The following is a 23,469-nucleotide window of genomic DNA, read 5'->3' on the forward strand; positions in this document are numbered from 1 at the left end:
GCCGCACCACGGCGGCGGCACGCGACCTCTCCCCTGAAAAAACTGCCGGGAATACGGTCGGCGTCCATCAACACCGATCCATGCAATCCCGTTCCTTATTTCCGGCCGGATCGCGAGCCACGCGCGGCTATTTTTTTTCCATCACACATTGCAGTGGGTGCTGGTGCTTGCGCGCAAAGTCCATCACCTGCGTGACCTTGGTCTCGGCAATCTCGTAGGTGAAAACGCCGCACTCACCGATCCCGTGGTGATGGACATGGAGCATGATCTTGGTGGCCGCTTCGGCGTCCTTCTGGAAGAACTTCTCCAGCACATGAACGACGAACTCCATCGGCGTGTAGTCGTCGTTCAAAATAAGGACCCGATAGAGGTTCGGACGCTTGGTCTTCGGCTTGACCTTGGTGATGACCGATGTTGACGGCCCGCCGGTTCCGGCGTTGCGGTTCTCGTCATTGCTCATTCGGGGAGCAGAAGGTGACTTTGCCGGCACGGACGGACAAGTTTTGAAGGTTGGCTGCAACATGGCTCAGGCGTTCGAAATTCCAAAAGGGATGACCGGAGAGAGCATCCTGGCCCACACGCGATCGGCTCCGAGGTGAGCCACCGCCTGGTACCCAGTAACGCTTATTCCAGATCGCCGCTCCCGGTCCGACCCGTTGGCCGGATCGGCACCTGGAATATGGGTCCGCCGCCGGATCGCCGCAAGCGCACTGATGTTGCCCTGCCACGTCCCTTGACCGGCCCGATTCCCGGCTCGGCTATCCGGAGCAAGGTTAATCGTTTCTCACGGATTTGACAAAGGACGGCGACGGCCCGTTTAGCCGCCGTTGAGCATACCGGGGTCTTTTGGCGACCGGTCTGGCGGTGCACCGGGTTTCACCCGTTTTTGGCGGAACCGGTTTACCGCCTGTTTAGCGGACCGGGCGGAAATGCCCGCAAGAAATCACATTTGCGGTGAGGCCATGCTCGATACAGTCGCATTCCGTCGCTTTCGCACGGCTGCCAGCCGGTTTGCCGGCGCCAATGACGGCAACATCGCGATCCTGTTTGGGCTCGCGGTAATCCCGATCATCGCTTTCGTCGGCGCAGCGGTTGACTACACCCGCGCCAACACCGCCCGCTCCTCGATGCAGGCAGCCCTCGATTCCACCGCGCTGATGCTGGCGAAGGACCTGACCGAGGGCACCATCAAGACCTCTGAAATCTCGGAGAAGGCAGACGCGTATTTCAAGGCCCTCTATACCACGGACGCCAAGTCGGTCACGATCACGGCAAGCTATACCCCAACCTCCGGCAACGGCGCGACCATCCTGGTCAACGGCTCCGGCGCGGTGGATACCACTCTCATGCGGGTGGCCGGTTTCCCGACCCTGGACTTCAAAACCAGTTCCACTTCCGCCTGGGGCAGCAAGCGCATGCGCGTGGCGCTGGTGCTGGATAATACCGGGTCGATGGATGCGAATGGCAAGATGGGGGCCATGCAAAAAGCCGCCACGGACATGATCACGGACCTGTCCAAATACTGGAAGAAGACCGGCGACGTTTACATCTCCATCATCCCGTTCGCGAAAGACGTCAATGTCGGCACCGCGAATGTCGATGCGTCATGGATCAATTGGGCAGAGTGGGAGGCTGAGCCTCCGATTCTGAACGACAAATCCAAAAGCATTAACAATGCCTTCAGGACGGCCATAGCTGGTTCGGACTGTCCTTTCTCGAAAAGCACGCACGGCTTTGTTTGTATGGACAGGCCCGCAACACAAAGCGGAGCTCAGACCAGAAGCAAAATACCTTCGAACGGCTACATCTGCCCCGGCCTCGATAACGGCCAAAAGGTGTCCGGCAAAGCCAACATTTACTACAATGGGTGCTACACGACCACGACCGGCTCGAGCGCAAGTTGCGGAGCATTCGGCCCGAGCAGATGCACGTGCTTCGGGAGCGGCTCAAGCAAGGTCTGTCACTTTTGGCGTGGTGATGACACCGCGGCGACGGCGCCAGCAAGGCCCGCGCGCAGCACCTGGACCGGCTGCATCAACGATCGCGACCAGGCTTACGACACGACGAACATCGCACCGGGATCAAGTGGCGGCAGCCCATCAACGCAGTTCTATGCGGAACAGTGGTCTCAATGCCTTGACTCAACGGTGACACCGATGAGCGAGAATTTTCAAACTCTCAAGGATCAGATCAACGCCATGGTTGCCAGCGGCAATACCAACCAGGCGGTGGGTCTGGCATGGGGCTGGCAATCCGTCAGTACGGATAATGGCCCTATCAAGGCGCCACCGAAAGAAGCCAACTACGTCTACCAGGACTTCATCGTCCTGCTGTCCGACGGACTGAACACCCAAAACCGCTGGAGTTCATCCACGTCGAGCATTGACGCCCGTCAAAAGATCCTCTGCCAGAACATCAGGGATGATAAGTTGCACCCCGTCACGGTGTTCACGATTCAGGTCAACATCAATAGCGCCGATGCGGAGTCCCAGGTGCTGAAGGAGTGCGCGACTCCCGATGGCAGCTTCCAGATGATCACGAGCGCCACTCAGACTTCGGATGCATTCAAGAACATCCTCACGCAAATCTCCAGGCTCCGCGTCGCGAAATAAGCGCCGCGAAAAGCTCACGAAAAAAAGCCCGGCCGTTACGGCCGGGCTTTTTGTTTTCGAAATAGGGAGCCGCGAATTAGTGCGCGGCCGGGGAGAACTTCGCGACCAGGCCTTCGTAGGGCTTGTAGGCCTGCTTGGCGAGGTCGGTGTAGAGGCCGGCAATCTTCTGCGATTCCGCGACGAAGGTTTCGTAGGAAGAACGCGCAAATTCGGTCTGGGCTTCGAGCGCCTTGTCCAGCGACTTCACGCCGGAGAGCTTTTCGACAAACGACTTGGTGTCTTCGAACGATTTCTTGGCGTAGTCGCCATAAGCGGTGGCGATCGCCTGAACGCCGCTCTGCACGTTGGTTGCGGAAGCGGCAACCGATTCGAGATGCTCTTTGCCGTAGTTCTGAATGTCTTCAATTTTGACCATCATGGAGTCCTTTCCCAGACTGAGCGTTCCTATTGCCGGGAGGTCCCGGCTCCCTGACCACAACGCCCCTATATGTGCACCGCACAATAAAGTCAAGGAATCTTGTGCGACGCACAAATATGGTCAATTAACGAAAATCCCGGGGTCTTACGCAACGGTTAATTAATCTTTTGGAAACTCGCTCCGCCTAACCTGATTCCTGGACTTGTTCGTCTTCCGACAGACAGCCCGAAAGCTGTTTGTGAACAGCATCTTAGCTAGAAAAGCGACCTGATCGGCCACTCCAGCCTCGCACCATGGCCGGACCGGCGCTTCGAACGGGGAACCATCAGCGGCTGGTGGGCACAATTTTGCCTCACGAGCCGGTGATCAAGACAGAAATTGGGACGGGGAAGTAAATGCTTCGTACAACCTTGGCTTCCTCGCGCACATTGCGAATGTGCGCCCTCGGACTGATTACCTTCACGACAGCAATATTGATCTCGAGCGAGAGCGCCGAGGCGCGCCGCTCCAAGCACCGTCGCCACCATCACGTCGCGCGCGAAAGCTACAGCCCGCAATTCTCCTCCATCATCGTCGACGGCAATTCAGGCGCGGTGCTCGCCTCCAACAATCCCGACGGCATCCGGCGCCCGGCGTCGCTGACCAAGATCATGACGCTCTATCTGCTGTTCGAGCGCCTGGAATCCGGCAAGATGAAGCTCGACACCGAAATGGAAGTCTCCGAGCACGCCTCCGAGCAGGCGCCGACCAAGCTCGGCCTGCGCCCGGGCCAGACCCTGAAGGTCGAGGACGCCATCAAGGGCCTTGTGACGCGTTCCGCCAATGACGCCGCCGTCGTGGTCGCCGAAGCGATTGCCGGCGATGAAGCCGAATTCGCCAGGCTGATGACGCGCAAGGCGCGCGCGCTCGGCATGAGCAAAACCACCTATCGCAACGCCTCCGGCCTGCCCAACGACGAGCAACTGACCACCGCGCGCGATCAGGCGACCCTCGGCCGCGCCATCCAGGATCGCTTCCCGCGCTACTACCGCTACTTCGCGACCACGGTGTTCAATTATCGCGGACAGTCGATCCGCAATCACAATCGCCTGCTCGGCAATGTCGAAGGCGTCGATGGCATCAAGACCGGCTACACCCGCGCGTCCGGCTTCAACCTCGTAAGCTCGATGCGCCGTGGCAACCGCCACCTGATCGGCGTGGTGCTGGGCGGCCGCAGCGGCGGTTCGCGCGATGCCACCATGCGCAACCTGCTGGCCGAAAACCTCGAGAAGGGCGCGACCAAGCGCACCGTCGTTGCGATCACCGAGCGCAATCCCGCCGACGGCACCGTCGATGTCGCCGCAGCCGAGACCGTTGCGCGTCCGGCCGAAACGGCCCAGTCCGGCGGCGCCCTCGCCGCCGCCGAGCCGGGGCTCGCCGCCATGCCGGCCACCCGCTCGATCGCGCCGGCCAAGCCGTCGCTGATGGCGGCCGCAGCCGCTGCCCTGCCCCCGCCGCCCGCCAAGGTCGAACAGAGCAAGTTCGAGCAGCAAGCCAGGCCCGAACCCGCACCATTGACCAACGGCGTCATCCAGACCCAGCCGATATCAGCGATCCCCGGTTCGGCCGAGCCGATGAAGCCGGTCAGGGTCAAGACGGTTCAGGTCAAGGCTGGACCGATGAAGCTCGCTTCAGCCGGCCCCTCGCAGCCCGCGGCGCCGCCGATCACCAACACCATTCCGGCCCGCCCTGAAATCGCCGAGACCTCCAGCGCCGTCGTCGCAAAGGTCGCGGAGACCAAGGCCGAAGCCGCCAGGGTCGCGATGCCGCCGCAGCCGGCCAATCACGGTACCGGACAAGGCGTGCTCGGCGTGTTGCCCGCTTCCAGCCTGACACAGCCCCCCTCGCAAGCCCCGCACTCGCAGGCGCTGGCCTATGCCGATCCGGCACCCCACACCCAGCCACCCGCCGTCCAGCAGAACAGCGCCGTCAAGCCGGCCGCGCCGGCCGTGGTCCGCACCGGCTGGATCATTCAGGTTGGTGCGCTCGAAAGCGAAAGCGAGGCCAAGCAGCGGATCGATCTCGTCCGCACCAAGGCCAGCGCGCTGCTCAGCAAGGCCGATCCGTTCACCGAGCCGGTGGTCGCCAAGGACAACCGCACGCTCTATCGGGCCCGCTTCGCCGGTCTCGATCGCGATCAGGCTGAAGCGGTTTGCAAGACCCTCAAGCGCGCCGACATTTCCTGCATGACCGTTCGCAACTGATCTGGACGGTTCTTTGAATTTGGCAAAGCCGGCGACGCAAGCGCCGGCTTTGTTGTTTTCCAAACACAGTCGCAACGGCTCTCGCAAGATCACGCCCAAGGCGGTCCGCGAAAACTTCTCGTCAAGAATTTCCGGTTAGGTTTCCCTGCAATGAACGATCGACCACGCCGGACAACGGCGGGCGATATGGGGCGTCAGTCAGAGAACGGCATGGAAGCAACTCGCGGTTTGTAGCGTCGGTGGCGTGAGCCGGAGTTAGCTAGAATGCGTGCGAAGAAGAGTATCCTTGGCCTCGTTTACGCGGGCAGCGAGGTACGTCGAGCCCCCCTGGTCGGGATGGAGTTTCTTCATCAGGGCGCGGTGCGCCCGGCTGATGTCGTCACGCCCCGCCCCCGGCTGCAAGCCAAGGATCTGATAGGCTTCCTCGTCCGTCATTTTTCCGCTCGCCGCCGTGCGGCGCTGCCCCCCTGCCGCATCGCCTTGCGCGTTCTGACGCCAAGCGGGAAACCGGCGGTCAAGATAGCTTTCAAGTAAGGCGACGCTCTCGGCGTCGAAGGCCGGTATCATCGCGATCAATTGCGGCAGATCGAACTCGCCGAGCGAACGCCCGGCATTCGGCCCGTCCACGATCCGCCCCGACAGTTCGCCGCTGTCGTGATCGAGACTCATGTCAAGAAACTGCGAGCGGACGCGCGAGGCCTGCCCCGACGAACGCTGCGCGCCGCCGCCGAAGATCCCGCCGATATTGCTGAAGCCGCCCGGCCCGAACGGCGACCAGCCGAGCAGGCCGGCGCCGAAGATGCCGAGCGGAATTGCCACCGCAAGCTCGCCGCGCAGCCCGGTGAAAGCTGCGACCGCCAGCGCCACCACGCCGCCCACGATCTTGATCACGCGCGCGAGCACGACCGGGTTGGCTGCACGAAACATCTGCAGCAGCAAGTACAGAACGACAACGGCGATAACGCCGGCAATCAGGGTTGCCATGGCTCCAATATAGCGGCACTGGCGCCGAAAAGCATGGCGCTGGGCCTGGTCGCAACCAAAGTCGTAATCACTTCATCTGGCCGATCAGCGCGGCCGCGCCGCTTGTTGTCTTCGACAGCCGCAGCAGCGCTTCGCGCCCGCCGGCAGCGTAGGCTGCGGCGGCGCGCAGCAGTTCGCGCAACTGCGCCGCGGCGCCAGGGTCGAACCTGCACCATGCGCCGCCGGTGAGCCGCGCAATCTCCCGGAACGCCTGCTCGGCGGTCGGGTCGTGGCCTTCCTGGAACATGAACACGGGTACCTTGAGCAGGCCGAGTTCGCCGGCCTTGGCGCAGAGGTCGTCGACGGATTCCTCCATGGCATCGCCGACGAACACCACGGCGCGCACGCCGGACGCCACCGCCTCGCGGCGCGCCTCCGACAGCACCTTGCCGATTTGAGTGTTGCCGCCCTGGCAACCGATCTTGCTCATCAACCTTGCCAGTTGCGCGGAATCGGAGATCCAGCCCGTGGCGCGGCATTCGTTGAAGCCGCGGTAATAGACCAGCCTTATGTCGAGGCTGCCGAGCGAGGCCGCCTCGCGAAACATGTCGGCCTGCAGCGCGCAGGCCATGTCCCAGGTCGGCTGCCGGCTCATGGTGGCGTCGAGCGCAAACACCAGTTTTCCCCTGGCGCCCGGGCGGTGCGGCGACATCGCGCGCGCTTTCGCCACGAAGGCTGCGATGTCCTCCGACGCCGACGGCTTGGCCTCCGGCAATGGACCGCCTTTACGTGTCTCGGCCTTTGCCGAAGCAACATCGCCTGCCGATTTTGGCTTGATGGGTTCGCCGGCCATGAGCGCTCGCGAGTATGTAGCAAGCTCTATGTGGGACGGTGCACGGCACCGGTCAATGCGCCGGACGGTGGCGCAGCCGCAAACGCACGATAGCGGTCAGTTGCCTAGTTCGTGACGGACTTGTTCTTCGGCGCTGGGTTGCTGGCCAACGGCACGGACAGCGGCACCGGTCCCGGGCTGCTGGTCAGAACGTCCGGTATCTTGGTCGGCACGGGCTTCAACGTGCCGCTCTTGTCGGATTCGTCTAGGAACTTGTCGAGCATCGACTGGATCGAGGATTTGGCTGCGTCAGGGCCGGTGTCCCGCATATCGTTGTGCTGGAAGCCAGTGTTCACGACGGTGATGCCGGCCTGCTCGCATTGCTCGTCGTCAGGCACGACGCCGGGGTCCGCTTTGAAATGCGTGTCCTGGGAGCGGAACGACAGGATCTTGAACTTGCCGTCGGTCAGGAACGGCACGCGCAAATTGTCCAGCGTCACGACTTTCTTGATCTCGTCGGGATACTGCTTGGCGAAATACATCGAGATGTCGCCGCCCATCGAATGGCCGACCATGGTCACCTTTTCATAGTCGGCATTAGGCTGGATCTTCTTCATTTCGTGGACAGCGAAATGGATGTTGGCGACGCCGCGCTGAATCTGCGGCAGACGGCCGACATAGGGTTCACCGATCTTGGTCACCATCGGCGGATCGGTCGGTAGATCGTGCTGCGGGCTGACCGCAAGATAGCCGCGCCAGGCGAACACGGTCGACAGGAATGAATACTCGGTATTCTTGACGGTGTTGCCGTGATTGAGGATCGCAACCGGCAGCTTGATCAAGCCGGCATTGGCCTGCATTTCCTTGTCGCGGCGAACGGCGATGCTGACCGCCACCAGACGATTGTCGCGGACGGGATCATGAAACGCGATTGTCTCGTGCCGGATCGCCCACTTGTTCGCGGTGAAAAACGCGACTGCGACCAGCACGGAGAGTGAAAGCAGAACGAGAATTCCACGTTTCATATTTGTCTTCGTCCTCGCGCCCGCTAGGGGCTCAACCCTGTTTGAGACTCTTTCGGTCCCTTGTTGATGATATATGTCACGATGGCGTGACATAAAGGCCAAATGTTGTGTATTGACCGCCTGATCATTGTGCGGTGCATCCATCAATTATGCAGCCGCTCATTTCCACAAATTCGGCCTCCTTTTTACTTTATGACGTTTCCTTTCAAGCTTCGGTTCGAGCATCCGATAAAAGTCTAATGAAAATGGCGTAGTAACGCCCAAGTAACGGCGTAGTGCCGCCCAAGTTCCCGGGAACCCGCTGCGTCACGGTGCATCACGGTGCAGAAATACCAGTGACTTAAACCGCCGTGTAGATGACAAGCTTCAAGGCCGGGTCGTCATTGGCCTGGAAACTCGCATACTCCAGTTTCAGTCGGCCCTTCTTGGGATGGGTCAAGGATTTTCGTCCTGCCGCGACGCCGCTGACGTCGTGGGCTTCCCACCAGCCAACAAATTCCGGACAGCCTTCGCGCAGGCGCGTCAGCAGGTCGCGAAAGGCTGGATCGCCGGCCCACAGGTCATGCGTCGCCCTGAACTGGGCAACCATGCGCTGGGCCTCATCCGTCCATGACTCACCGAACAGCCGCCTCGTCGCGGGATTGGTCAGTACCGAGAGCAGGCTGTTGCGGTCGGCTTCCGCAAGCCGGCTGAACGCAAAGATTTCGTCGGCGGCTGCATTCCAGGCGAGAATGTCCCAGCGCCGGCCGGTGACATAGGCCGGCAGGTTGAGTTGCTCGACGGTGCGGCGGACGGCGGGCGGAACGGTCTCGCGGACAAAGGCGCGCCGGTCGGCATTTTGCGTCAGCTCTCGCAGATGCCGGTGTTCGGCCCTGGTCAGCCGCAGCGCGCGCGCCAGCGCATCGATCGTTGCTGCCGAAGGGCTGACGGATCGTCCCTGCTCGAGACGGATGTACCAGTCGACGCCGATACCGGCGAGGTCGGCCACTTCCTCCCGCCGCAGGCCGGGCGTGCGCCGCCGACGGCCGCCGGGCAGCAGGCCGGCCGCCTTCGGAGTCAGCTTCTGCCGCCGTGAGCGCAGGAAGTCGCCGAGTTCGCTTTGCCTTGAATTCGTGCCTGGTTCTGCCATGCGCGCCGCGCCCCGAGGAAGGGTTCCTTAGTCCTAGGATAATACCAGGTCTTGTTGGGGCGATGAAGCCTGCGAGAATTCGGCTACATCGAAACGAGGAGGCCCCATGAAGGCTGCCGTTCTGAACGCGTTCGGATCGCCGCTTGCGATCGAGACCCTTCCCGACCCGCTGCTCGGCACCGGCGAGGTTATCGTCAACGTCATGGCGAGCCGCGTGCTGGCCTATGCCAACGAAGTGCTCGGCGGGCAGCGGAAATACCTGATGGAACTACCCATGGTGCCCGGCCCCGGCGCGATCGGCCGTGTCCGGACCACCGGCCCCGACGCGACCCGCCTTCGCCCCGGCGATTGGGTCTATTGCGATCCGACCGTGCGCTCGCGCGACAACGCACTATCGCCCGACATCGCCCTGCAGGGCCTCACCGCCGGCAGCGAGGGCGGGCTGCACCTGCAACGGTATTTCCACAATGGCGCCTGGGCCGAGCAGATGCGCGTGCCGACCGAAAACGCGGTTCCGATCGGCGACATCGATGAGAAGGATGCAGGTCGTTGGTGTGCGCTCGGCACCTTGCTCGTACCCTTCGGCGGCTTCCTTGCCGCACAACTGCAAGCCGGAGAGATCGCGCTGGTCAACGGCGCCACCGGCAGCTTCGGCAGCGCGGCCGTCGCCCTCGCATTGGGGCTGGGCGCGCAATGCGTGGTCGCGACCGGGCGGAACGAGCAGGCGTTGGCTGAGCTAACGCGGCGGTTCGGTAGGCGCGTCCGGACCGTGCCGATGCGTGGCCACGAGGCCGACGATCGCGCCCGCATCCTGCAGGCGGCGCCCGGCCCGATCGACTGCGTGCTCGACATCCTCCCGCCGGCGGCCAACGCCGCGCAGGTGCGAACCGCCATCATGGCGGTGCGGCCTTACGGCCGGGTGGTGCTGATGGGCGGCGTCGGCCTGCTCGGCGGCGTCGGCCTCGATCTGCCCTACCCCTGGATGATGCGAAACTGCATCACCCTGCGGGGGCAATGGATGTACCCACCGCATGCGGCCGCGCTGATGACCGGCCTGATCCGCGCCGGCCTGGTCAATCTCGATCATTTTGAGATCACCGTGTTCGGTCTGGACCACGCCAACGAGGCGGTCGCGCATGCCGCCGCACACGGTGCTCCGTTCAAAATGACGGTCATCCAGCCGCGATAGGCTGAGCCGGCTGCCGATGGAGATCAGGCGCTGATGATGTCGCCAATGATGTCGTGGACTTCGAGCGGCTTGTCGACCTGGGTGAACCATTCAGCGCGGTTGGCGGCGCGGCGGCGGCCGCGCTCGTCGAGCGGCAGCTTGAGCTGGCGCAACAGGCTGGTCACTTCCTCGCGTGCCGTGACATGGCCCATGCTGGGCCGGGTGCCGAGGGTAGCCTCGTCGATGTTGTCCAGGGCCGTCAGTCCGCGCGGGAAGAATTCGCGGTAGACCACCCGCTCGGCGAATCCATCTATGGAACGGAAGCCGAGCCGCAGCGAAAGGTCCTTCAGGCTGTCGGCGACGAGCTGCTTGTTGCGCGATCCGATCATCGACAAGCGGTTGCGCACCACGATCCAGTCGGTGGTGGCGCCGTCGAGCTGGCGGCGCTTGCGCCTGGTGTCGCGCACCATCTCCGCATAATGGCTCTCGCCGGTTACCGTGTAGGTTGCGGGATCGACCGTGCCGAGCACATCGAAATCGAGGAAGCTGTCGTTGATCGGGGTCACCAGCGTGTCGGCCATCGAATGCGCCAGCCGCATCAGGTAGGAGTCCGAACCGGGCGTATCGATGACGATGAAGTCGAAAGCGCGCTCGACCGTGCCGACCGCCGCCGCGAACTGCTGGAACTCGGAGTTTTCGTTGTCGGCGATCTGCATCGTCTCGCCGAGCTTAATGCAATAGTGCACGGGGATTTCGAGATCGAGACCGGTGCGGCGGGCCCACGCGCTCCGGTTGGCGATGTAGCGGGTAAAACTCTGCTGGCGGCAGTCGAGGTCGATGGTGGCGACGCGCTGCCCGGCCTTCAGCAGGGCAACTGCGATATGCAGGGCGGTGGTGGATTTTCCAGAACCGCCCTTCTCGTTGCCGAGCACGACGACATGCGCCGAACCAAATTGACCCTGACTCGCCTGAAGCAACATGATTCAACCCCCGCTCGATATCTTCAAATCACAGCGCGGCTGCGGTCAAGTGAAATGCGTGACGACGCATTCAATTCGCTCGCGGTGTGTCTTAATCATGAATCCGATGGTGCGGATTTCGTTCCGTTGCAGCGATCTGCTCGCAGCCTTTTCGATCAGCGCGGCGGACACATCTAGCTTTCGCGTTTGAGCTGCCGCAGGCTTGCCATTCCCGAGTAACCTTGGCGGCAAGGCTCTGGCCTTATAAGGTCGGCGCGCCCGCCGAAAGTATCGGGGCCACCGGCCCCCTCACCCCGTCACAAGCTGCAAGAGATCGAGGCCAGATGTCGCGAAGTCCCATGGTCGTCCGTACCGTTCCCGCATTGCGCCGCGCCGTCGAGGCCTTGCGCGCCCGCAAGGCCGCCGTCGCGCTGGTGCCGACCATGGGTGCGCTTCATGACGGACACATGTCGCTGGTCCGGCTCGCCAAGCGTCGCGCACAGAAAGTCGTCGTCTCGATCTTCGTTAACCCGACGCAGTTCGCGCCGACGGAGGATTTCGGCTCATACCCGCGCACCTGGAAGGCCGACCTCGCCAAACTCACCGCAGAGAAGGTCGACCTGGTCTGGAATCCGGACGTCAAGGCGATGTACCCGGACGGCTTCGCCACAAGGATCGTGCCCGAAGGTCCGGCCACCGCCGGGCTCGAGGATCGTTTCCGACCGCATTTCTTCGGCGGCGTCGCCACCGTGGTTGGCAAACTGTTCACGCAGGTCCGGCCGGACGTCGCGATCTTCGGCGAGAAGGACTTTCAGCAACTGCGGGTGGTGACGCAGATGGCCGCCGATCTCGACCTCGGCGTCAAGGTGATCGGCTCGCGCACCGTGCGGGAACGCGATGGGCTGGCGATGTCCTCGCGCAACGTCTACCTCTCGGCCGAGGAACGGCAGACGGCACCGACGCTCCATCGCGCCATGAAGGAAAGCGCAAAACGGCTGAAGGCAGGCGAGGATTTCGAGGCCGCGATGGCGGTCGGCCGCGAACTGATCACCGCCGCCGGCTTCGCGCTGGACTATTTCGAGGCCCGCCACGCCGGGACGCTGGCGCCGATCGCATCGATCAAGGACGGACCGGTGCGAATCCTCGTCGCCGCGAAGCTCGGCACGACCCGCTTGATCGATAACATCGGCGTCTAGAGCCTTTTCGGTTCTGATTGAATCAGAACCGGGCTCTAGATTCTTGTTTTGACGCGTTTTCTTGACGCGAACCGGTGTCCACTTCGCTGGAAAACGCTCTAAGACGTAGCCGCAGCCCCGGTCAGAGCAGCCCCAGATCGCGCAATTCGCGCCGCATCGGTTCCGGCATCGCGGCGACGCTTGCGGCGGAGGATTTGGTGAGGTCCGGAGGTGCTGCGTCCTCGGTCAAATAGCGCCAGCCCTGGAACGGGCGCATCGGCCGCGGTGAGACTGCAAACACCTTGGGCTGCATCACCAGGCGGCACCGCCCGATACCGTCCTTGTCGCGGAACGGTTCGATCGCGATGATCTTTTCGCGGGCGGCGATTTCACCCTTGATGACCCAGTAGAGCGAACCACCGGCGAGGATCTCGCCGTCGCGCTTCGGCGTCATCCGCGTGATGTGGACGTGACGAAGCGGCAGGCCCTTTTTCTTGGCGGTTGCCATCCGTTCGGCAACCCACCCTTTGAGTTCTTTGACCGACTCGCAGCCAACGGCGAGCTTGATGAGATGAAGCGGCATGATCCCGCCGATGTAGCGGCCCAAGCGCGCTTTGAAAAGATCACTCCTTGCGGAGATCACTGCTCGTTGTCGGCAGCCCCCGAAGCCGACGGCGCGAGCTGGACCGGCGCCGCAGTGGACGGGGACGGCCGCTTCGGCGCCGGCGGCGGCTTCTTGGCAGCCGCGAGTGCGGGCGAAGGCGCAGGCGACGGCGGTGTCGCCGCGGCCGGTCGCGGCGCGGCTGGCGATGCCGGCGCAGCAGTGGCCGATGGCGACGGCTTCGCCGGCGGCTCGGGCGTCATGATGCTAACCGGCGGAGTAGAGGCCGAGGTCGGGAATTCGGCATTGGTCGGCTTCCCCGTCGGCTGGGACGGCGGTAGCGCCGCCATCATGCCGGCCGCAGTCTGCGGCGGCGCGTTCCACGACGCCGCGTGGCGCATGACCAGGCTTTCGTAGACACGGTCTTCCATGTTGGCCGCGACCTGGCGCGTGTCGGTCAGCGAGCTGAACGCGCGGCAGGCCGCTGGCGTACAGCGGTCGCGCGCGGTCAGCACATAGGCCATCAACCCGTAACGGTCGCGCTCGACGGCGCGGCGCAGCGCCAGCAAATCGGAGCCGGCCCCCTTGTTCGCGGTGGCGACATCGCCCAGCGAGGTCAACAGGGTGATCTGCGAGGCGGCGTAGGCGACCGCCGCCGCCACCGACTCGGCCGAACCGAACAGCGCCTTCTCGCACGCGGCCAGCACGGCATCACCGGCAAGCTCGTCGATACAGGAAAGCTGCGGCAATGCGGCGGTGGCCGTCAGAACCGGCCGAGCCTCCGCCGGCTGAACCGCGTTTGCAGTGCCGAACCCGCGGAAGGTCACGGCTCCCGCGACGCCGATCGCCAGCAGCGTGATGAGCGCCAGCACGCCGTTGGCCACGGATCTCTCCGAGCGCAGCAGCGTGATCAGAACCACAAGCCCGACAAAGCCGGCCGTGGCCAGCGTCAGGTACAGCGGAAGGTTCGCCGAGCGCCAGATCTGATCCAGCGAAGCAGCCCAAGCCCAGTTCATGCGCAGTGTCCCTCAACGCAGCATCAAACGCGATCGAAAGGCGAATGCGTCTTTATCGCATTCGCTTTTCGGCAGAATGGTTCTGCGAACGGGGCCTTTTGACGGCGCTTTGAACGGAACTCCGTCAGCCGGGTGCTTGCGCACAACTGTTTCAGGAAATCGCGAGCTGGCTTTCCTTGGCGACCCGTTCGAAAGCTTCGGTCGAGCTTTTGATGCGATACTGGCAGTCGTCGCCATCAGTCGGCAGCAGCCGGATCACCTCATAGGTGCCGCTGGCGGCCGGACGGGCCACGTTGCTGGCAGTAAAATAGACAGTCTCTCCAACGGAGTACTTATGCTTCAACGCCCTCTCCATTACGCAAGAACGCCGGCCGCGCTCACGGTCCCGCTAGCTTTCGGCCGACTTGAGAACCCTGTGGCAACATAGCACAGGCCATCGCCCAAAAGCCAGCGGCATCGAGGCATGGCAAATGCGCAAATTCTGCATGTTTTTCAGGGCGATAAACGCCAATCCAGGGGGTTCCCGGTCATCCGCCTACCCGGCATCGAAGCCGTCTTTCCCAAAATCGGACAGTCCGGCGGCGGATTGATCGAGGGCCGCAAGCCGCGGGCGGAGCGCAGCACCCGCCGGCTCGCTCCGTCGTCAGACCGTCTCGAACCGATCGATGACAAGCGTTTCGGCAAGGCCGGCGCGGGTCCATTCCTGGAATGCCGGCAACGACATCATCGCATCGAAATAGTGCCTCGCCTCGCCCTCCACTTCGATCGCATAGGTGCGGAAGCGATGCACCACCGGCGCAAACATCGCGTCTGCCCCGCCGAACGCGCCGAACAGGAACGGTCCATCCTTGCCGTAACGGCGATGACAATCGGACCAGATCTCCTGAATGCGCGCCACATTGGCGCGTGCATCGTCCGACAGATCGACGGCGCCGATCGGGCGGTGCAGGTTCATGCCGCATTCGTTGCGCAGCGGCATGAATCCCGAATGCATTTCCGCCGAAATCGAACGCGCATGCGCCCGGCGGGCGCGGTCTTCCGGCCACAGCTTCGCCTGCGGGTATTTCTCGGCGAGATACTCGATGATTGCGAGCGAATCCCACACCGTGACATCGCCATCGATCAACGTCGGCACCTTGCCTGAATCCGAAAAGCTCAGGATCCGGTCCTTGTCCGCCTTGTCGTTGGTGTAGAGCGGGATGAACACCTCCTCAAAGGGGATGTCATTGGCGCGCAGCGCCAGCCATGGCCGCATCGACCATGACGAATAGTTCTTGTTGCCGATGACCAGTTTCAACATTAGCGGGGAAATCCTGTTGGGACGGGCATGTTGCCATAGTGCGCCGCACACGTCCAACCTGTACATCACGATCGCACAAGCCATCATCGGAGATGCCGCCACATGGGCGCCTATTGGGTCGATATCGCCGCCGTCGCCTTCTTCGTCGTCGAGTGGCTGGCCTATGGCTTCACGCTCGAACACACGGCTTACGGCCGCGACAGCCTGTCGGCGCGCATGAATACCTACCGCGAGGTCTGGGTGCGCAACATGCTCGATCGCGAGGCACGCATGGTCGACATGCAGATCATGGCCTCGCTGCAAAACGGCACCGCCTTCTTCGCCTCCACCAGCCTGATCGCGATCGGCGGCGCGCTGGCGCTGCTGCGGGCGACCCACGACGCCTTGGCCGTGCTTCGCGAGCTGCCGGTCGATCTCACCCCCTCGCCGGCGCTGTGGGAGATCAAATGCGTCGGGCTGATCCTGATCTTCATCTACGCCTTCTTCAAATTCGCCTGGTCGTATCGCCTGTTCAACTATGTCGCGATCCTGCTCGGCGCGATGCCGCCCTCGTCGCAGCGCGACACGGCGGAAGCAGAAGCCCATGTCATGCGCACGACGCGCCTGTTCGAGGCGGCGGGACGGCATTTCAACCGCGGCCAGCGCGCGTTCTTCTTTGCGCTCGGCTATCTCGGCTGGTTCGTCAGCCCCTGGCTGTTGCTGATTACGACCGCACTCGTCGTGATCGTGACCTGGCGGCGGCAGTTCGCCTCGAACGCCTGGCGGGCGATGGGGAACTGACGGGCCGGTGGCTTCATTGATACCTCAATAGGCCTGTGCTATTTCTCCGGCCCACCATGATGATGATCCGCATCTTCAATATCGCTTCGGCCTTTTTCCTCAGCCGCTAACGGCTTGCCCGCGCCGGCGGGCGGAAACGAGCGCGTCCGTGCCGCTTTCGGCGCCAGCGCGATTCAAAGGACCGAATGAGCCGACCCATTCTCGCTGCGCGCGATGATGCTGGCTGGCCAAGCGATATGAGGATTTCATGCCTTCGAATACCAAGCGACACGTGCGCGCGCTCAGCGACGCACAACTGAACCAGTTTGTTCAAGACGGGTTTGTCCGACTGGACAACGCTTTCCCCGAGCAGCTTGCCGAGGAAGGCCGCGCCATTCTCTGGCGCGACACCGGATGCGATCCCTTCGACAAGAAGACCTGGACGCGGCCGGTGATCCGGCTCGGCTATTACGGACAGGAGCCGTTTCGGAAAGCGGTGAACACGCCGGTGCTCCACGCAGCCTTCGATCAGCTCGTCGGAAGCGGCCGCTGGCGGCCGCGCGCGGACCTCGGCAGCTTCCCGGTACGCTTCCCGCATGCCGAGGATCCCGGCGATACCGGCTGGCACGTCGACCTCAGCTTCCCCGGCCCGTCGGACGATCCAAACGAGCGCAACGATTTCGCCTCGTGGCGAGTCAACGTGACGTCGCGTGGCCGCGCGCTGCTGATGCTCTTCCTGTTTTCCGATATTGGTGAACTGGATGCGCCGACCCGTATCCGGGTGGGCTCGCACCTCGATATGGCGCGACTGCTCGAACCTGCGGGAGAAGTTGGCATGTCGCACCTGATGCTCGCCGACGTGGCGGCCGATCTGCCGGAAGCGCTGGCCGTCGGAAAGGCCGGCACGGTCTATCTATGTCATCCCTTCCTGATCCACGCCGCGCAACCGCATCGCGGTTCGAGGCCACGCTTCATGGCGCAGCCGCCCCTCCATCCGGCCGAACCTATCCGGCTTGAACGGGAGGACGGCGAATATTCGCCGATTGAAATGGCAATCCGGCGCGCGCTGCAGGAAAACCCGGACTGAGAAGCGAACGATGCCGCCCGGGTCGGGACCCCCGAACCGGGCGGCATTCGCGAAAGTTGCTAGCCGCTCGCAAAATCCTGCGGCGTAAAGCTGAGGTCGAGCACCTTCCATTCGCCGTAGCGGTCTACCGGCAGCATGGCATAGGGCTGGCAGGCCGAAAGGGCGCGGATGGCGCCCTGCATCAGCAACGGTCCCTTCATGGAGGCGCTGGCCTCGATCAGGATCGGTTCCGCGGCGAGCCTGCCGTCGGGCGTCATCAGGACACGCAGCTTGACCCTGACGTCGTCGGAGCCCGACAGCGAGGCCGGCAGTTTCGAGCAGGTCTTGAGGTGCCGCCGGAATTCCGCGATCAACGTGCTCGAGATGTCGGCGGCTTCGGTCGCCGGCCCATCGAAATTGTCGTCGTCCTTGTTGCGGGCTTGCGCCGGAGCTTGCGGCTGCAGCGGGAGGTCGGGCGGTAAACCCAGCAGCACCTGATACTTGATCGAGATATCCGGCTCGGGCGGCGCGTACGCTGGCGCCGCCGGTTGCGATGGTGGCTGTGCCATCGGCTGCGGCGGGACGGGGCGCGGCGCAGCAAGCGCAGCCTGCTTCTGCGGGGACGGCTGTAGCTGCCCTGATGGCGGAGGTGGACTGGCCGCGGCAGGCGTTTCCAGGAGCGAGAAATCGGGCTGCGGGATTGGCGCCGGTTCCGACCTGGTCTCAGCGGCTTGCTGTTCAGCCGGCTTGGGCTGTTCGGGAATTTCCTGCGGCGTAACGATCTCGACCGGGACCTGCTCGGCGGTCACCGAGCCGAACGGATGCACCTCCGAAAACAGCAGGAACAGCGTCAGCAGCGACACATGTGCGACTGCAGACGCCGTGATCTCGGTAGGTATGATCCGCCGCAGCTCCATCGTACCGAAATGAGGTTCGTCTCTTACGGTCGCCAGAATAGCGTTCGGCGACGCGGCTCCTCAATCCCATTTCGGCGCGAAGCCGAAATCCGTGAGCCGGCCGCTGGCGCTTCCCATGGCGGAGATCTCCTGCATGTCCTCGTCCGACAGCTCGAAATCGAAGATCTCGATGTTCTCCGAGAGCCGTTCGAGTTTCGAGGTGCGTGGAATCGCCGCCACGCCCTGCTGCACTAGCCAGCGCAGGCAGATTTGCGCCGCCGTCTTGCGATAGCGGTCACCAATCCGCTGCATCGCGCGATCGCTTTTGATGCGCCCCTTGGCGACCGGGCTATAGGCCACCAGCGCCATGCCGTAACGTGCGCAAGCCTCCGTCACCTTGGTCTGGTCGAGATAGGGATGATACTCGACCTGGTCGCAGACCAGCGGTTCCGGGCATGCCGCCACCGCCTCCTCGATCAAGGCCACGGTGAAATTGGATATGCCGATGTGGCGGGCGAGGCCCTGCTGCCTGACCCGTGCCAGCGCGCCCAGCGTCTCGACCAGCGGCACCTGCGGGTTCGGCCAGTGCAGCAGCAACAGGTCGACCTCGGTCAGGCGCAGCCGCACCAGGCTTTCCTTGGCGGAACGTTCCAGGTCATGGGGCGCGAAATGCGAGGGCCAGACCTTGGTGGTGAGAAAAACCTGATCGCGCTTCACGCCCGCAGCCCGCAGCCCCTCGCCGACCTCGCGTTCATTGTCATACGCTTGGGCAGTGTCGATGTGCCGATAGCCGAGCCGCAATGCCTGCTCGACGATCCGCGCGCAGGTGCGTCCACGCAATTCCCAGGTACCCAGCCCGATCGCCGGGATTTTTGCGCCATTGGCTTCGACAAATAGCATTGGTTGTATCCGCGGACCGTTCCCATTATGGGCTGCGGAAACAGCCGTGCCAACAGATTGCGCTTCGAGCGGAGCGAATTCCGGTACGCGTGACGAAACGCGCCAAATAAGCGCTAGGCGGGCTCCGGCTCCGTGGCCAGCGCGGCGAAAACGGTTTCCGGCGAATGGGCGATCACCGCGAGCAGCGCCCGCGCCGGTCCGCGCGGCACGCGCTTGCCCTGCTCCCAGTTCCGGATGGTTTCGACGGGCACGCCGAGCCGTGCCGCGAATTCGATCTGGGTCAGGCAGGCGCGACGACGAAGGTCGCGCACGGCGGGCAGCGCGGCGGTTTCGCCCGGCGCTGCGTCAGGCATGACGGTTGCGGTCGAAGGCTGCTTCGGCGCGAGGGCGGGCATCGTCGGCGCGAGCGGGAACTCCTGCCCGTCACGCAGTTCGACGATCCGCCCGTCCGCTTTCAGCCGCAACCGCTGCATGTTGACCTCGTGGGCCAACATCATCGGCGAAGCGCCTTAAGGTCCGATTAACGATAAATGAGACCTCGTTTTGCTACTTCAGCCCGAACCACAGCGTGGCGATGCCGAGAAACGAGAAGAAGCCGACCACGTCGGTGATCGTCGTGACGAACGTTCCCGACGCCACCGCCGGATCGGCGCGCACCCGGTCCAGCACCATCGGGATCAGGATGCCGCCGAGCGCGCCGGCCACCAGGTTGCAGATGATGGCGAGGCCGATCACGACGCCCAGGCCGGGGATCTTGAACCATGCCACCGCCGCAACGCCCGTGATGACGGCAAAGGCGAGACCGTTGACGAGGCCGACCATCGCCTCGCGCATGACAACGCGGAGCGCGTTGTTGGAACCGAGTTCGCGGGTCGCCAGCGCCCGCACCGCCACCGTCATGGTCTGGGTCGCGGCATTGCCGCCCTGGCTCGCCACGATCGGCGCGAGCACCGCGAGCGCCACCATCTTCTCGAGCTGGCCCTCGAACAGGCCGAGCACGGAGGACGCCAGAAACGCCGTCGCCAGATTGACCAAGAGCCAATTGAATCGGCCGCGCGCGATGGTCCAGACATTGTCCGACAATTCTTCGTCGCTGGTGACGCCGCCGAGCGCCTTCAGGTCTTCATCAGCCTCTTCCTCGATCACGTCGACGACGTCGTCGATGGTGATGACGCCGACCAGCCGGTTGGTGGTGTCGACGACGGGGGCCGCAACCAGATTGTACTTGCCGAACATCCGCGCGACCTCTTCCTGGTCGTCGAGCACCGAGACGCGGCGGCGGTCTTCCTCGATCAGGTCGACAAGCGGCACCGGGCGGCGTGCCCGCAACAGCGTGTCGAGCGAAACCGCGCCCTGCCAGTGCTGTTCGGAATCGACCGCGTAGATCTCGTAGAAGCGGTCAGGCAGATCGGGGGTGTCGCGCATGTAGTCGATCGCCTGCCCGACCGTCCAATCCGGCGGCACCGAGATAAACGCGGTCTGCATCCGGCGGCCGGCGGAATTTTCCGGATAGAGCAGAACGCGCTCGATCGCGACGCGTTCGGGCGGCGGCAGCTTTTCGAGGATCTCCTCCTGGTCCTCCTCGTCGAGGCCCTGGAGCAACTGGACGGCGTCGTCGGACTCCAATTCGCGAACGCCCTCCGCAACCGTTTCCGGCTCGAGCTCCTCAAGGATCTCCTCGCGGACGGCGTCATCGACCTCGTTAAGCGCCGAGAAGTCGAAATCGGTGCCCGTGATCTCGACCAGGGTGACGCGGTCCTCGGGCTCGAGGGCCGCGATCAAATCGCCGAGATCGGCCTCGTGTAGTTCCGCCACCACCTCGCACAACAACGGCCGGTCGGCAGCATGGATCGCGCGCGCAATCTCCTCGACAAACTCGCGGCGGAGCTGCCCTTCCTCGTCCCGCATCAAAAGATGGTCGAGCACCGATCCCTGGTCCGGTCGCGCTTCGGCGGCTTGGGCAACGTCGATTTTCTCGGCCATGCCGCGCCTCGCCGGTTTGACAGAATGAGGGAACTCGTCTGAGCTACGCTTGACGCATTACCCAATCGGCTGCGCCATGCGCAATGCCAAATATCACCAACGGCAAATGACCCTGAAATTTGGTGCGGCGCTGTGCTCGGCGGTCGCGATATTGATGACCTCGGCTGTGGCAGCGACGGCTGCCGAATGTCCCCGCAAGGACGCGCTCGGCACCTCACGCGTTCTCGCGGTGGATGCCGCTACCTACCCGCGCGTGGGCCTCAAGAGCTTTCCACAGACGCTTCCGCTGGAAGACCGCGAAGTGGTGCTGACCTTCGACGACGGACCGTGGCCGCCGACGGACCAGAAGATACTGGCTGCACTGGCGCAGGAATGCGTGCGCGCCACCTTCTTCCTGCTCGGAAGGCGCGCCTCCGAACATCCCGAACTGGTGCGAAGAATGGCCGCCCAGGGCCATACCATCGCGCACCACACCTGGACCCACCACAATCTCAAATACATGAAGCCGGAGGCTGCCATCGGCGAGATCGACAAGGGCATCGCGGCGGTCGAAACGGCGCTGCACCGCGCGGCCACCACGACCCCGACCACGCCGTTCTTTCGCTTCCCTTATTTTGAAATGACGCCCGCCACGCTGGAGACCTTGCAAAAGCGCGGCATCGCCGTGTTCGGCGCCGATCTATGGGCCAGCGATTGGAATCATATGACGCCGGCGCAACAGTTGAAACTGCTCACCGACCGGCTGCAAATTGCCCGCAAGGGCATCATCCTGCTGCACGATCCGAAAGCGCAGACCGCGGCCATGCTGCCGGCCTTTCTGCGCTACCTCCGCGACAATCACTACCGCGTGGTCCACCTCGTCCCGGCAGATGCCAAAACCGTGTCCGGCAAGGCACATTAGAGCCAAAATCGGCATGAAGTTCAGTCGATTAAAGCACGATTCATCGCGTCTCGTGTAAGCATGGCCCGCCTGAAAGATTGAACCTTGGTGCTGGTCGTCGGAACCAAGGTTGGAATGAAGCCGGTGTTCAATGATTGTTAGCGTATTCGAAGGCCCCCGATCGCGGCCATGGGCCGCTTTGTGCATGGGAGCGCTGGCCTGCCTCACCGTACAAGCAGCTTCCGCCGCCGATTGCCCCGGTCATCCCGACGCCATCGGCACGTCACGCACCATCGTGGTCGATCCGCGCGCCCATCCCATCATCGGCACCATGCAATACCGCAAGACGCTGCCACTCGAAGACCGTGAGGTGGTGCTGACTTTCGACGACGGACCGCTGCCGAAATACAGCGACCAGATTCTCGCTATTCTCGCCGCCCACTGCGCGAAGGCGACCTTCTTCCTGGTCGGGAGCCAGGCCAACGCCAGTCCGGAAGGCGTGCGCAAGGTGCGCGATGCCGGCCACACGGTCGCCACCCACACCCAGAACCATCCAGGCGGCATGGATCGCCTGCCGTTCGACCGCTCCAAACAGGAGATCGAACAAGGCATCGCATCGGTGACCGCGGCGCTCGGCGACGGCACCGCGCCGGCGCCGTTCCTGCGCATTCCCGGACTGCGCCGCACCAACGAGATCGAGGAATTCGCCGCTTCCAAGGGGCTTCAGCTCTGGAGCGCCGATTTCCCGGCCGATGACTGGCGCGATGTGTCCGCCAATCGTGTCTATGAGCTCGCGATGCAGCGGCTTGAGCGAAAGGGCAAGGGCATCCTGCTGCTGCACGACATTCAGCCGCGCACCGTCACGGCGCTGCCGAAGATCCTGAGCGAACTGAAGGCACGCGGCTATCGCATCGTCCATGTGGTGCCGGCGACTCCGGAGCGGCCGGCGACGCCGACCGAGCCGCAGCAATGGCAGTTGCGTCCGCCGTCGGAAGTGGTGGCGATTTCGCGCTGGCCGAAGGTCTCGAAATTCGCTGCTGCCGGCCCCGCCGCGCTGCCCGTCCCGGCCTTGTCCAATCTCGACTGGCACACGGCCGATCTTGGTGCGCACGCCCGGCGACGCGGGCGCGGTGTATCCCTGTCACCGGCAACGCCGTGGCCGCGCCAGACGAGTTTGCCGCCGGTCGGCACGCTGGCCGCGCTGCCGATTCCGGCGGAGAGTATTTTCAATATCCCGGAATTGACGCGCGTAGCCATGCTGGCCTTGTCCGCGCGGCGGACGACGTCGATTGCGCAAGTTCGGTCAACGGAAGTCTCCTCGGCAAGGCTCGCAGGGAAATCCCGTCGCCACGACCGCGCAGCGACCGCTCAGCCGCCGGTACCCGCCGGACAGACCGCGCAGGCCCCGGAGGGCGCCAGCGGGACCGCGCCGAAGCCCGCTGCACAAGCCAAGCGGAATGCGCGGTCGGTTCGCGTTGCGGGCTTGAAAAAGCGCTGATCGGCCGCGGTCCCGCCGATCCGTTTTCCCGACGTTGGGCACTGCT

23 protein-coding genes are annotated in these 23,469 nt (G+C 63.6%); 8 read left to right on the forward strand and 15 right to left on the reverse strand.

Translation table 11 applies throughout. The features are described from left to right. Positions 1 to 127 precede the first annotated feature (127 nt). Entirely contained in the window at positions 128 to 460 is a 333-nt protein-coding gene (gene clpS, locus V1290_RS04365; protein ID WP_028345585.1) for an ATP-dependent Clp protease adapter ClpS, read from the reverse strand. Positions 461 to 962: 502 nt separating this feature from the next. On the opposite strand from clpS, the gene V1290_RS04370 reads away from it, so the two are divergent. After that, positions 963 to 2,612, forward strand: a complete 1,650-nt coding sequence (locus V1290_RS04370) for a TadE/TadG family type IV pilus assembly protein (protein ID WP_334363200.1) — start codon at positions 963 to 965, stop codon at positions 2,610 to 2,612. Between the two features lie 76 nt (positions 2,613 to 2,688). Here V1290_RS04370 and V1290_RS04375 read toward each other — a convergent pair whose 3' ends face one another. Continuing rightward, positions 2,689 to 3,027 (reverse strand): phasin family protein, encoded by a 339-nt coding sequence (locus tag V1290_RS04375; protein WP_334368930.1) that lies wholly within the window; start codon positions 3,025 to 3,027, stop codon positions 2,689 to 2,691. Positions 3,028 to 3,425: 398 nt separating this feature from the next. Here V1290_RS04375 and V1290_RS04380 point away from each other — a divergent pair, with 398 nt between their 5' ends. Then, positions 3,426 to 5,273 (forward strand): serine hydrolase, encoded by a 1,848-nt coding sequence (locus V1290_RS04380; protein WP_334363202.1) that lies wholly within the window; start codon positions 3,426 to 3,428, stop codon positions 5,271 to 5,273. Between the two features lie 255 nt (positions 5,274 to 5,528). Here the strand turns inward: V1290_RS04380 and V1290_RS04385 are convergent, their stop codons facing one another. The 4 genes from V1290_RS04385 to V1290_RS04400 form a co-directional block, all read right to left on the reverse strand. Next, positions 5,529 to 6,257 carry a DnaJ domain-containing protein gene (locus tag V1290_RS04385; protein WP_334363203.1) on the reverse strand — a complete coding sequence of 243 codons (729 nt, stop codon included), beginning with the start codon at positions 6,255 to 6,257 and terminating at the stop codon, positions 5,529 to 5,531. A gap of 67 nt (positions 6,258 to 6,324) precedes the next feature. After that, positions 6,325 to 7,089 carry a VWA domain-containing protein gene (locus V1290_RS04390; protein ID WP_334363204.1) on the reverse strand — a complete coding sequence of 255 codons (765 nt, stop codon included), beginning with the start codon at positions 7,087 to 7,089 and terminating at the stop codon, positions 6,325 to 6,327. 104 nt (positions 7,090 to 7,193) lie between these two features. Continuing rightward, a complete protein-coding gene (locus V1290_RS04395) occupies positions 7,194 to 8,093 on the reverse strand; it encodes an alpha/beta hydrolase (RefSeq protein WP_334363206.1) in 900 nt (299 codons plus the stop codon). Between the two features lie 340 nt (positions 8,094 to 8,433). Then, complete coding sequence (locus V1290_RS04400) at positions 8,434 to 9,222, reverse strand: helix-turn-helix transcriptional regulator (RefSeq protein WP_334363208.1); 789 nt, start codon at positions 9,220 to 9,222, stop codon at positions 8,434 to 8,436. A gap of 106 nt (positions 9,223 to 9,328) precedes the next feature. Between V1290_RS04400 and V1290_RS04405 the strand changes: the two genes are divergently transcribed. Then, positions 9,329 to 10,411, forward strand: a complete 1,083-nt coding sequence (locus tag V1290_RS04405) for a zinc-binding alcohol dehydrogenase family protein (protein WP_334363209.1) — start codon at positions 9,329 to 9,331, stop codon at positions 10,409 to 10,411. Positions 10,412 to 10,434: 23 nt separating this feature from the next. Here V1290_RS04405 and V1290_RS04410 read toward each other — a convergent pair whose 3' ends face one another. After that, positions 10,435 to 11,370 carry a division plane positioning ATPase MipZ gene (locus tag V1290_RS04410; protein WP_213286404.1) on the reverse strand — a complete coding sequence of 312 codons (936 nt, stop codon included), beginning with the start codon at positions 11,368 to 11,370 and terminating at the stop codon, positions 10,435 to 10,437. Positions 11,371 to 11,693: 323 nt separating this feature from the next. On the opposite strand from V1290_RS04410, the gene panC reads away from it, so the two are divergent. Next, complete coding sequence (gene panC / locus V1290_RS04415) at positions 11,694 to 12,545, forward strand: pantoate--beta-alanine ligase (protein ID WP_334363211.1); 852 nt, start codon at positions 11,694 to 11,696, stop codon at positions 12,543 to 12,545. A 121-nt stretch (positions 12,546 to 12,666) separates the two neighbouring features. On the opposite strand, the gene V1290_RS04420 is transcribed toward panC, so the two are convergent. From V1290_RS04420 to V1290_RS04435, 4 genes are all read right to left on the reverse strand, one after another. Next, positions 12,667 to 13,107, reverse strand: coding sequence for a DUF1489 family protein (locus tag V1290_RS04420; RefSeq protein ID WP_057848543.1), 441 nt, complete (start codon positions 13,105 to 13,107; stop codon positions 12,667 to 12,669). Between the two features lie 56 nt (positions 13,108 to 13,163). After that, complete coding sequence (locus tag V1290_RS04425; RefSeq protein WP_334363213.1) at positions 13,164 to 14,141, reverse strand: hypothetical protein; 978 nt, start codon at positions 14,139 to 14,141, stop codon at positions 13,164 to 13,166. Between the two features lie 151 nt (positions 14,142 to 14,292). Further along, complete coding sequence (locus V1290_RS04430; protein WP_108517906.1) at positions 14,293 to 14,496, reverse strand: hypothetical protein; 204 nt, start codon at positions 14,494 to 14,496, stop codon at positions 14,293 to 14,295. Between the two features lie 288 nt (positions 14,497 to 14,784). Next, complete coding sequence (locus tag V1290_RS04435) at positions 14,785 to 15,441, reverse strand: glutathione S-transferase family protein (RefSeq protein ID WP_334363214.1); 657 nt, start codon at positions 15,439 to 15,441, stop codon at positions 14,785 to 14,787. A 102-nt stretch (positions 15,442 to 15,543) separates the two neighbouring features. Here V1290_RS04435 and V1290_RS04440 point away from each other — a divergent pair, with 102 nt between their 5' ends. Together V1290_RS04440 and V1290_RS04445 are read left to right on the forward strand one after the other, a co-directional pair. After that, entirely contained in the window at positions 15,544 to 16,221 is a 678-nt protein-coding gene (locus V1290_RS04440; RefSeq protein WP_334363215.1) for a DUF599 domain-containing protein, read from the forward strand. A gap of 247 nt (positions 16,222 to 16,468) precedes the next feature. Further along, positions 16,469 to 17,287, forward strand: coding sequence for a phytanoyl-CoA dioxygenase (locus tag V1290_RS04445; protein WP_334363217.1), 819 nt, complete (start codon positions 16,469 to 16,471; stop codon positions 17,285 to 17,287). A 59-nt stretch (positions 17,288 to 17,346) separates the two neighbouring features. Here the strand turns inward: V1290_RS04445 and V1290_RS04450 are convergent, their stop codons facing one another. The 4 genes from V1290_RS04450 to mgtE form a co-directional block, all read right to left on the reverse strand. Next, positions 17,347 to 18,129, reverse strand: a complete 783-nt coding sequence (locus V1290_RS04450; protein WP_334363219.1) for a hypothetical protein — start codon at positions 18,127 to 18,129, stop codon at positions 17,347 to 17,349. 114 nt (positions 18,130 to 18,243) lie between these two features. Beyond that, positions 18,244 to 19,062: an aldo/keto reductase gene (locus V1290_RS04455; RefSeq protein ID WP_334363220.1), complete on the reverse strand. Its 819-nt coding sequence runs from the start codon at positions 19,060 to 19,062 to the stop codon at positions 18,244 to 18,246. A gap of 113 nt (positions 19,063 to 19,175) precedes the next feature. Beyond that, positions 19,176 to 19,535: a helix-turn-helix domain-containing protein gene (locus tag V1290_RS04460; protein ID WP_334368932.1), complete on the reverse strand. Its 360-nt coding sequence runs from the start codon at positions 19,533 to 19,535 to the stop codon at positions 19,176 to 19,178. Between the two features lie 73 nt (positions 19,536 to 19,608). Continuing rightward, complete coding sequence (gene mgtE, locus V1290_RS04465) at positions 19,609 to 21,045, reverse strand: magnesium transporter (RefSeq protein WP_334363221.1); 1,437 nt, start codon at positions 21,043 to 21,045, stop codon at positions 19,609 to 19,611. Positions 21,046 to 21,151: 106 nt separating this feature from the next. On the opposite strand from mgtE, the gene V1290_RS04470 reads away from it, so the two are divergent. Together V1290_RS04470 and V1290_RS04475 are read left to right on the forward strand one after the other, a co-directional pair. Further along, positions 21,152 to 21,946, forward strand: a complete 795-nt coding sequence (locus V1290_RS04470) for a polysaccharide deacetylase family protein (protein WP_442894965.1) — start codon at positions 21,152 to 21,154, stop codon at positions 21,944 to 21,946. 184 nt (positions 21,947 to 22,130) lie between these two features. Next, on the forward strand, positions 22,131 to 23,423 hold the full coding sequence (locus V1290_RS04475) for a polysaccharide deacetylase family protein (protein ID WP_334363223.1): 1,293 nt from the start codon (positions 22,131 to 22,133) through the stop codon (positions 23,421 to 23,423). Positions 23,424 to 23,469: the final 46 nt, after the last annotated feature.

The sequence above is a fragment of the Bradyrhizobium sp. AZCC 1578 genome (assembly GCF_036924675.1).
Classification (GTDB): domain Bacteria; phylum Pseudomonadota; class Alphaproteobacteria; order Rhizobiales; family Xanthobacteraceae; genus Bradyrhizobium.

Excerpts from the sequence above, each read along its gene's own strand:
- V1290_RS04390 (WP_334363204.1), bottom strand. The coding sequence starts at position 7,089 with ATGGCCGGCGAACCCATCAAGCCAAAATCGGCAGGCGATGTTGCTTCG.
- V1290_RS04440 (WP_334363215.1), top strand. The coding sequence starts at position 15,544 with ATGGGCGCCTATTGGGTCGATATCGCCGCCGTCGCCTTCTTCGTCGTC.
- panC (WP_334363211.1), top strand. The coding sequence starts at position 11,694 with ATGTCGCGAAGTCCCATGGTCGTCCGTACCGTTCCCGCATTGCGCCGC.
- V1290_RS04475 (WP_334363223.1), top strand. The coding sequence starts at position 22,131 with ATGGGAGCGCTGGCCTGCCTCACCGTACAAGCAGCTTCCGCCGCCGAT.
- V1290_RS04370 (WP_334363200.1), top strand. The coding sequence starts at position 963 with ATGCTCGATACAGTCGCATTCCGTCGCTTTCGCACGGCTGCCAGCCGG.
- V1290_RS04435 (WP_334363214.1), bottom strand. The coding sequence starts at position 15,441 with ATGTTGAAACTGGTCATCGGCAACAAGAACTATTCGTCATGGTCGATG.
- V1290_RS04460 (WP_334368932.1), bottom strand. The coding sequence starts at position 19,535 with ATGCAGCGGTTGCGGCTGAAAGCGGACGGGCGGATCGTCGAACTGCGT.
- V1290_RS04380 (WP_334363202.1), top strand. The coding sequence starts at position 3,426 with ATGCTTCGTACAACCTTGGCTTCCTCGCGCACATTGCGAATGTGCGCC.
- V1290_RS04445 (WP_334363217.1), top strand. The coding sequence starts at position 16,469 with ATGCCTTCGAATACCAAGCGACACGTGCGCGCGCTCAGCGACGCACAA.
- V1290_RS04405 (WP_334363209.1), top strand. The coding sequence starts at position 9,329 with ATGAAGGCTGCCGTTCTGAACGCGTTCGGATCGCCGCTTGCGATCGAG.
- clpS (WP_028345585.1), bottom strand. The coding sequence starts at position 460 with ATGAGCAATGACGAGAACCGCAACGCCGGAACCGGCGGGCCGTCAACA.
- V1290_RS04455 (WP_334363220.1), bottom strand. The coding sequence starts at position 19,062 with ATGCTATTTGTCGAAGCCAATGGCGCAAAAATCCCGGCGATCGGGCTG.
- mgtE (WP_334363221.1), bottom strand. The coding sequence starts at position 21,045 with ATGGCCGAGAAAATCGACGTTGCCCAAGCCGCCGAAGCGCGACCGGAC.
- V1290_RS04375 (WP_334368930.1), bottom strand. The coding sequence starts at position 3,027 with ATGGTCAAAATTGAAGACATTCAGAACTACGGCAAAGAGCATCTCGAA.
- V1290_RS04425 (WP_334363213.1), bottom strand. The coding sequence starts at position 14,141 with ATGAACTGGGCTTGGGCTGCTTCGCTGGATCAGATCTGGCGCTCGGCG.
- V1290_RS04420 (WP_057848543.1), bottom strand. The coding sequence starts at position 13,107 with ATGCCGCTTCATCTCATCAAGCTCGCCGTTGGCTGCGAGTCGGTCAAA.
- V1290_RS04400 (WP_334363208.1), bottom strand. The coding sequence starts at position 9,222 with ATGGCAGAACCAGGCACGAATTCAAGGCAAAGCGAACTCGGCGACTTC.
- V1290_RS04385 (WP_334363203.1), bottom strand. The coding sequence starts at position 6,257 with ATGGCAACCCTGATTGCCGGCGTTATCGCCGTTGTCGTTCTGTACTTG.
- V1290_RS04410 (WP_213286404.1), bottom strand. The coding sequence starts at position 11,370 with ATGTTGCTTCAGGCGAGTCAGGGTCAATTTGGTTCGGCGCATGTCGTC.
- V1290_RS04395 (WP_334363206.1), bottom strand. The coding sequence starts at position 8,093 with ATGAAACGTGGAATTCTCGTTCTGCTTTCACTCTCCGTGCTGGTCGCA.
- V1290_RS04470 (WP_442894965.1), top strand. The coding sequence starts at position 21,152 with ATGACCCTGAAATTTGGTGCGGCGCTGTGCTCGGCGGTCGCGATATTG.
- V1290_RS04430 (WP_108517906.1), bottom strand. The coding sequence starts at position 14,496 with ATGGAGAGGGCGTTGAAGCATAAGTACTCCGTTGGAGAGACTGTCTAT.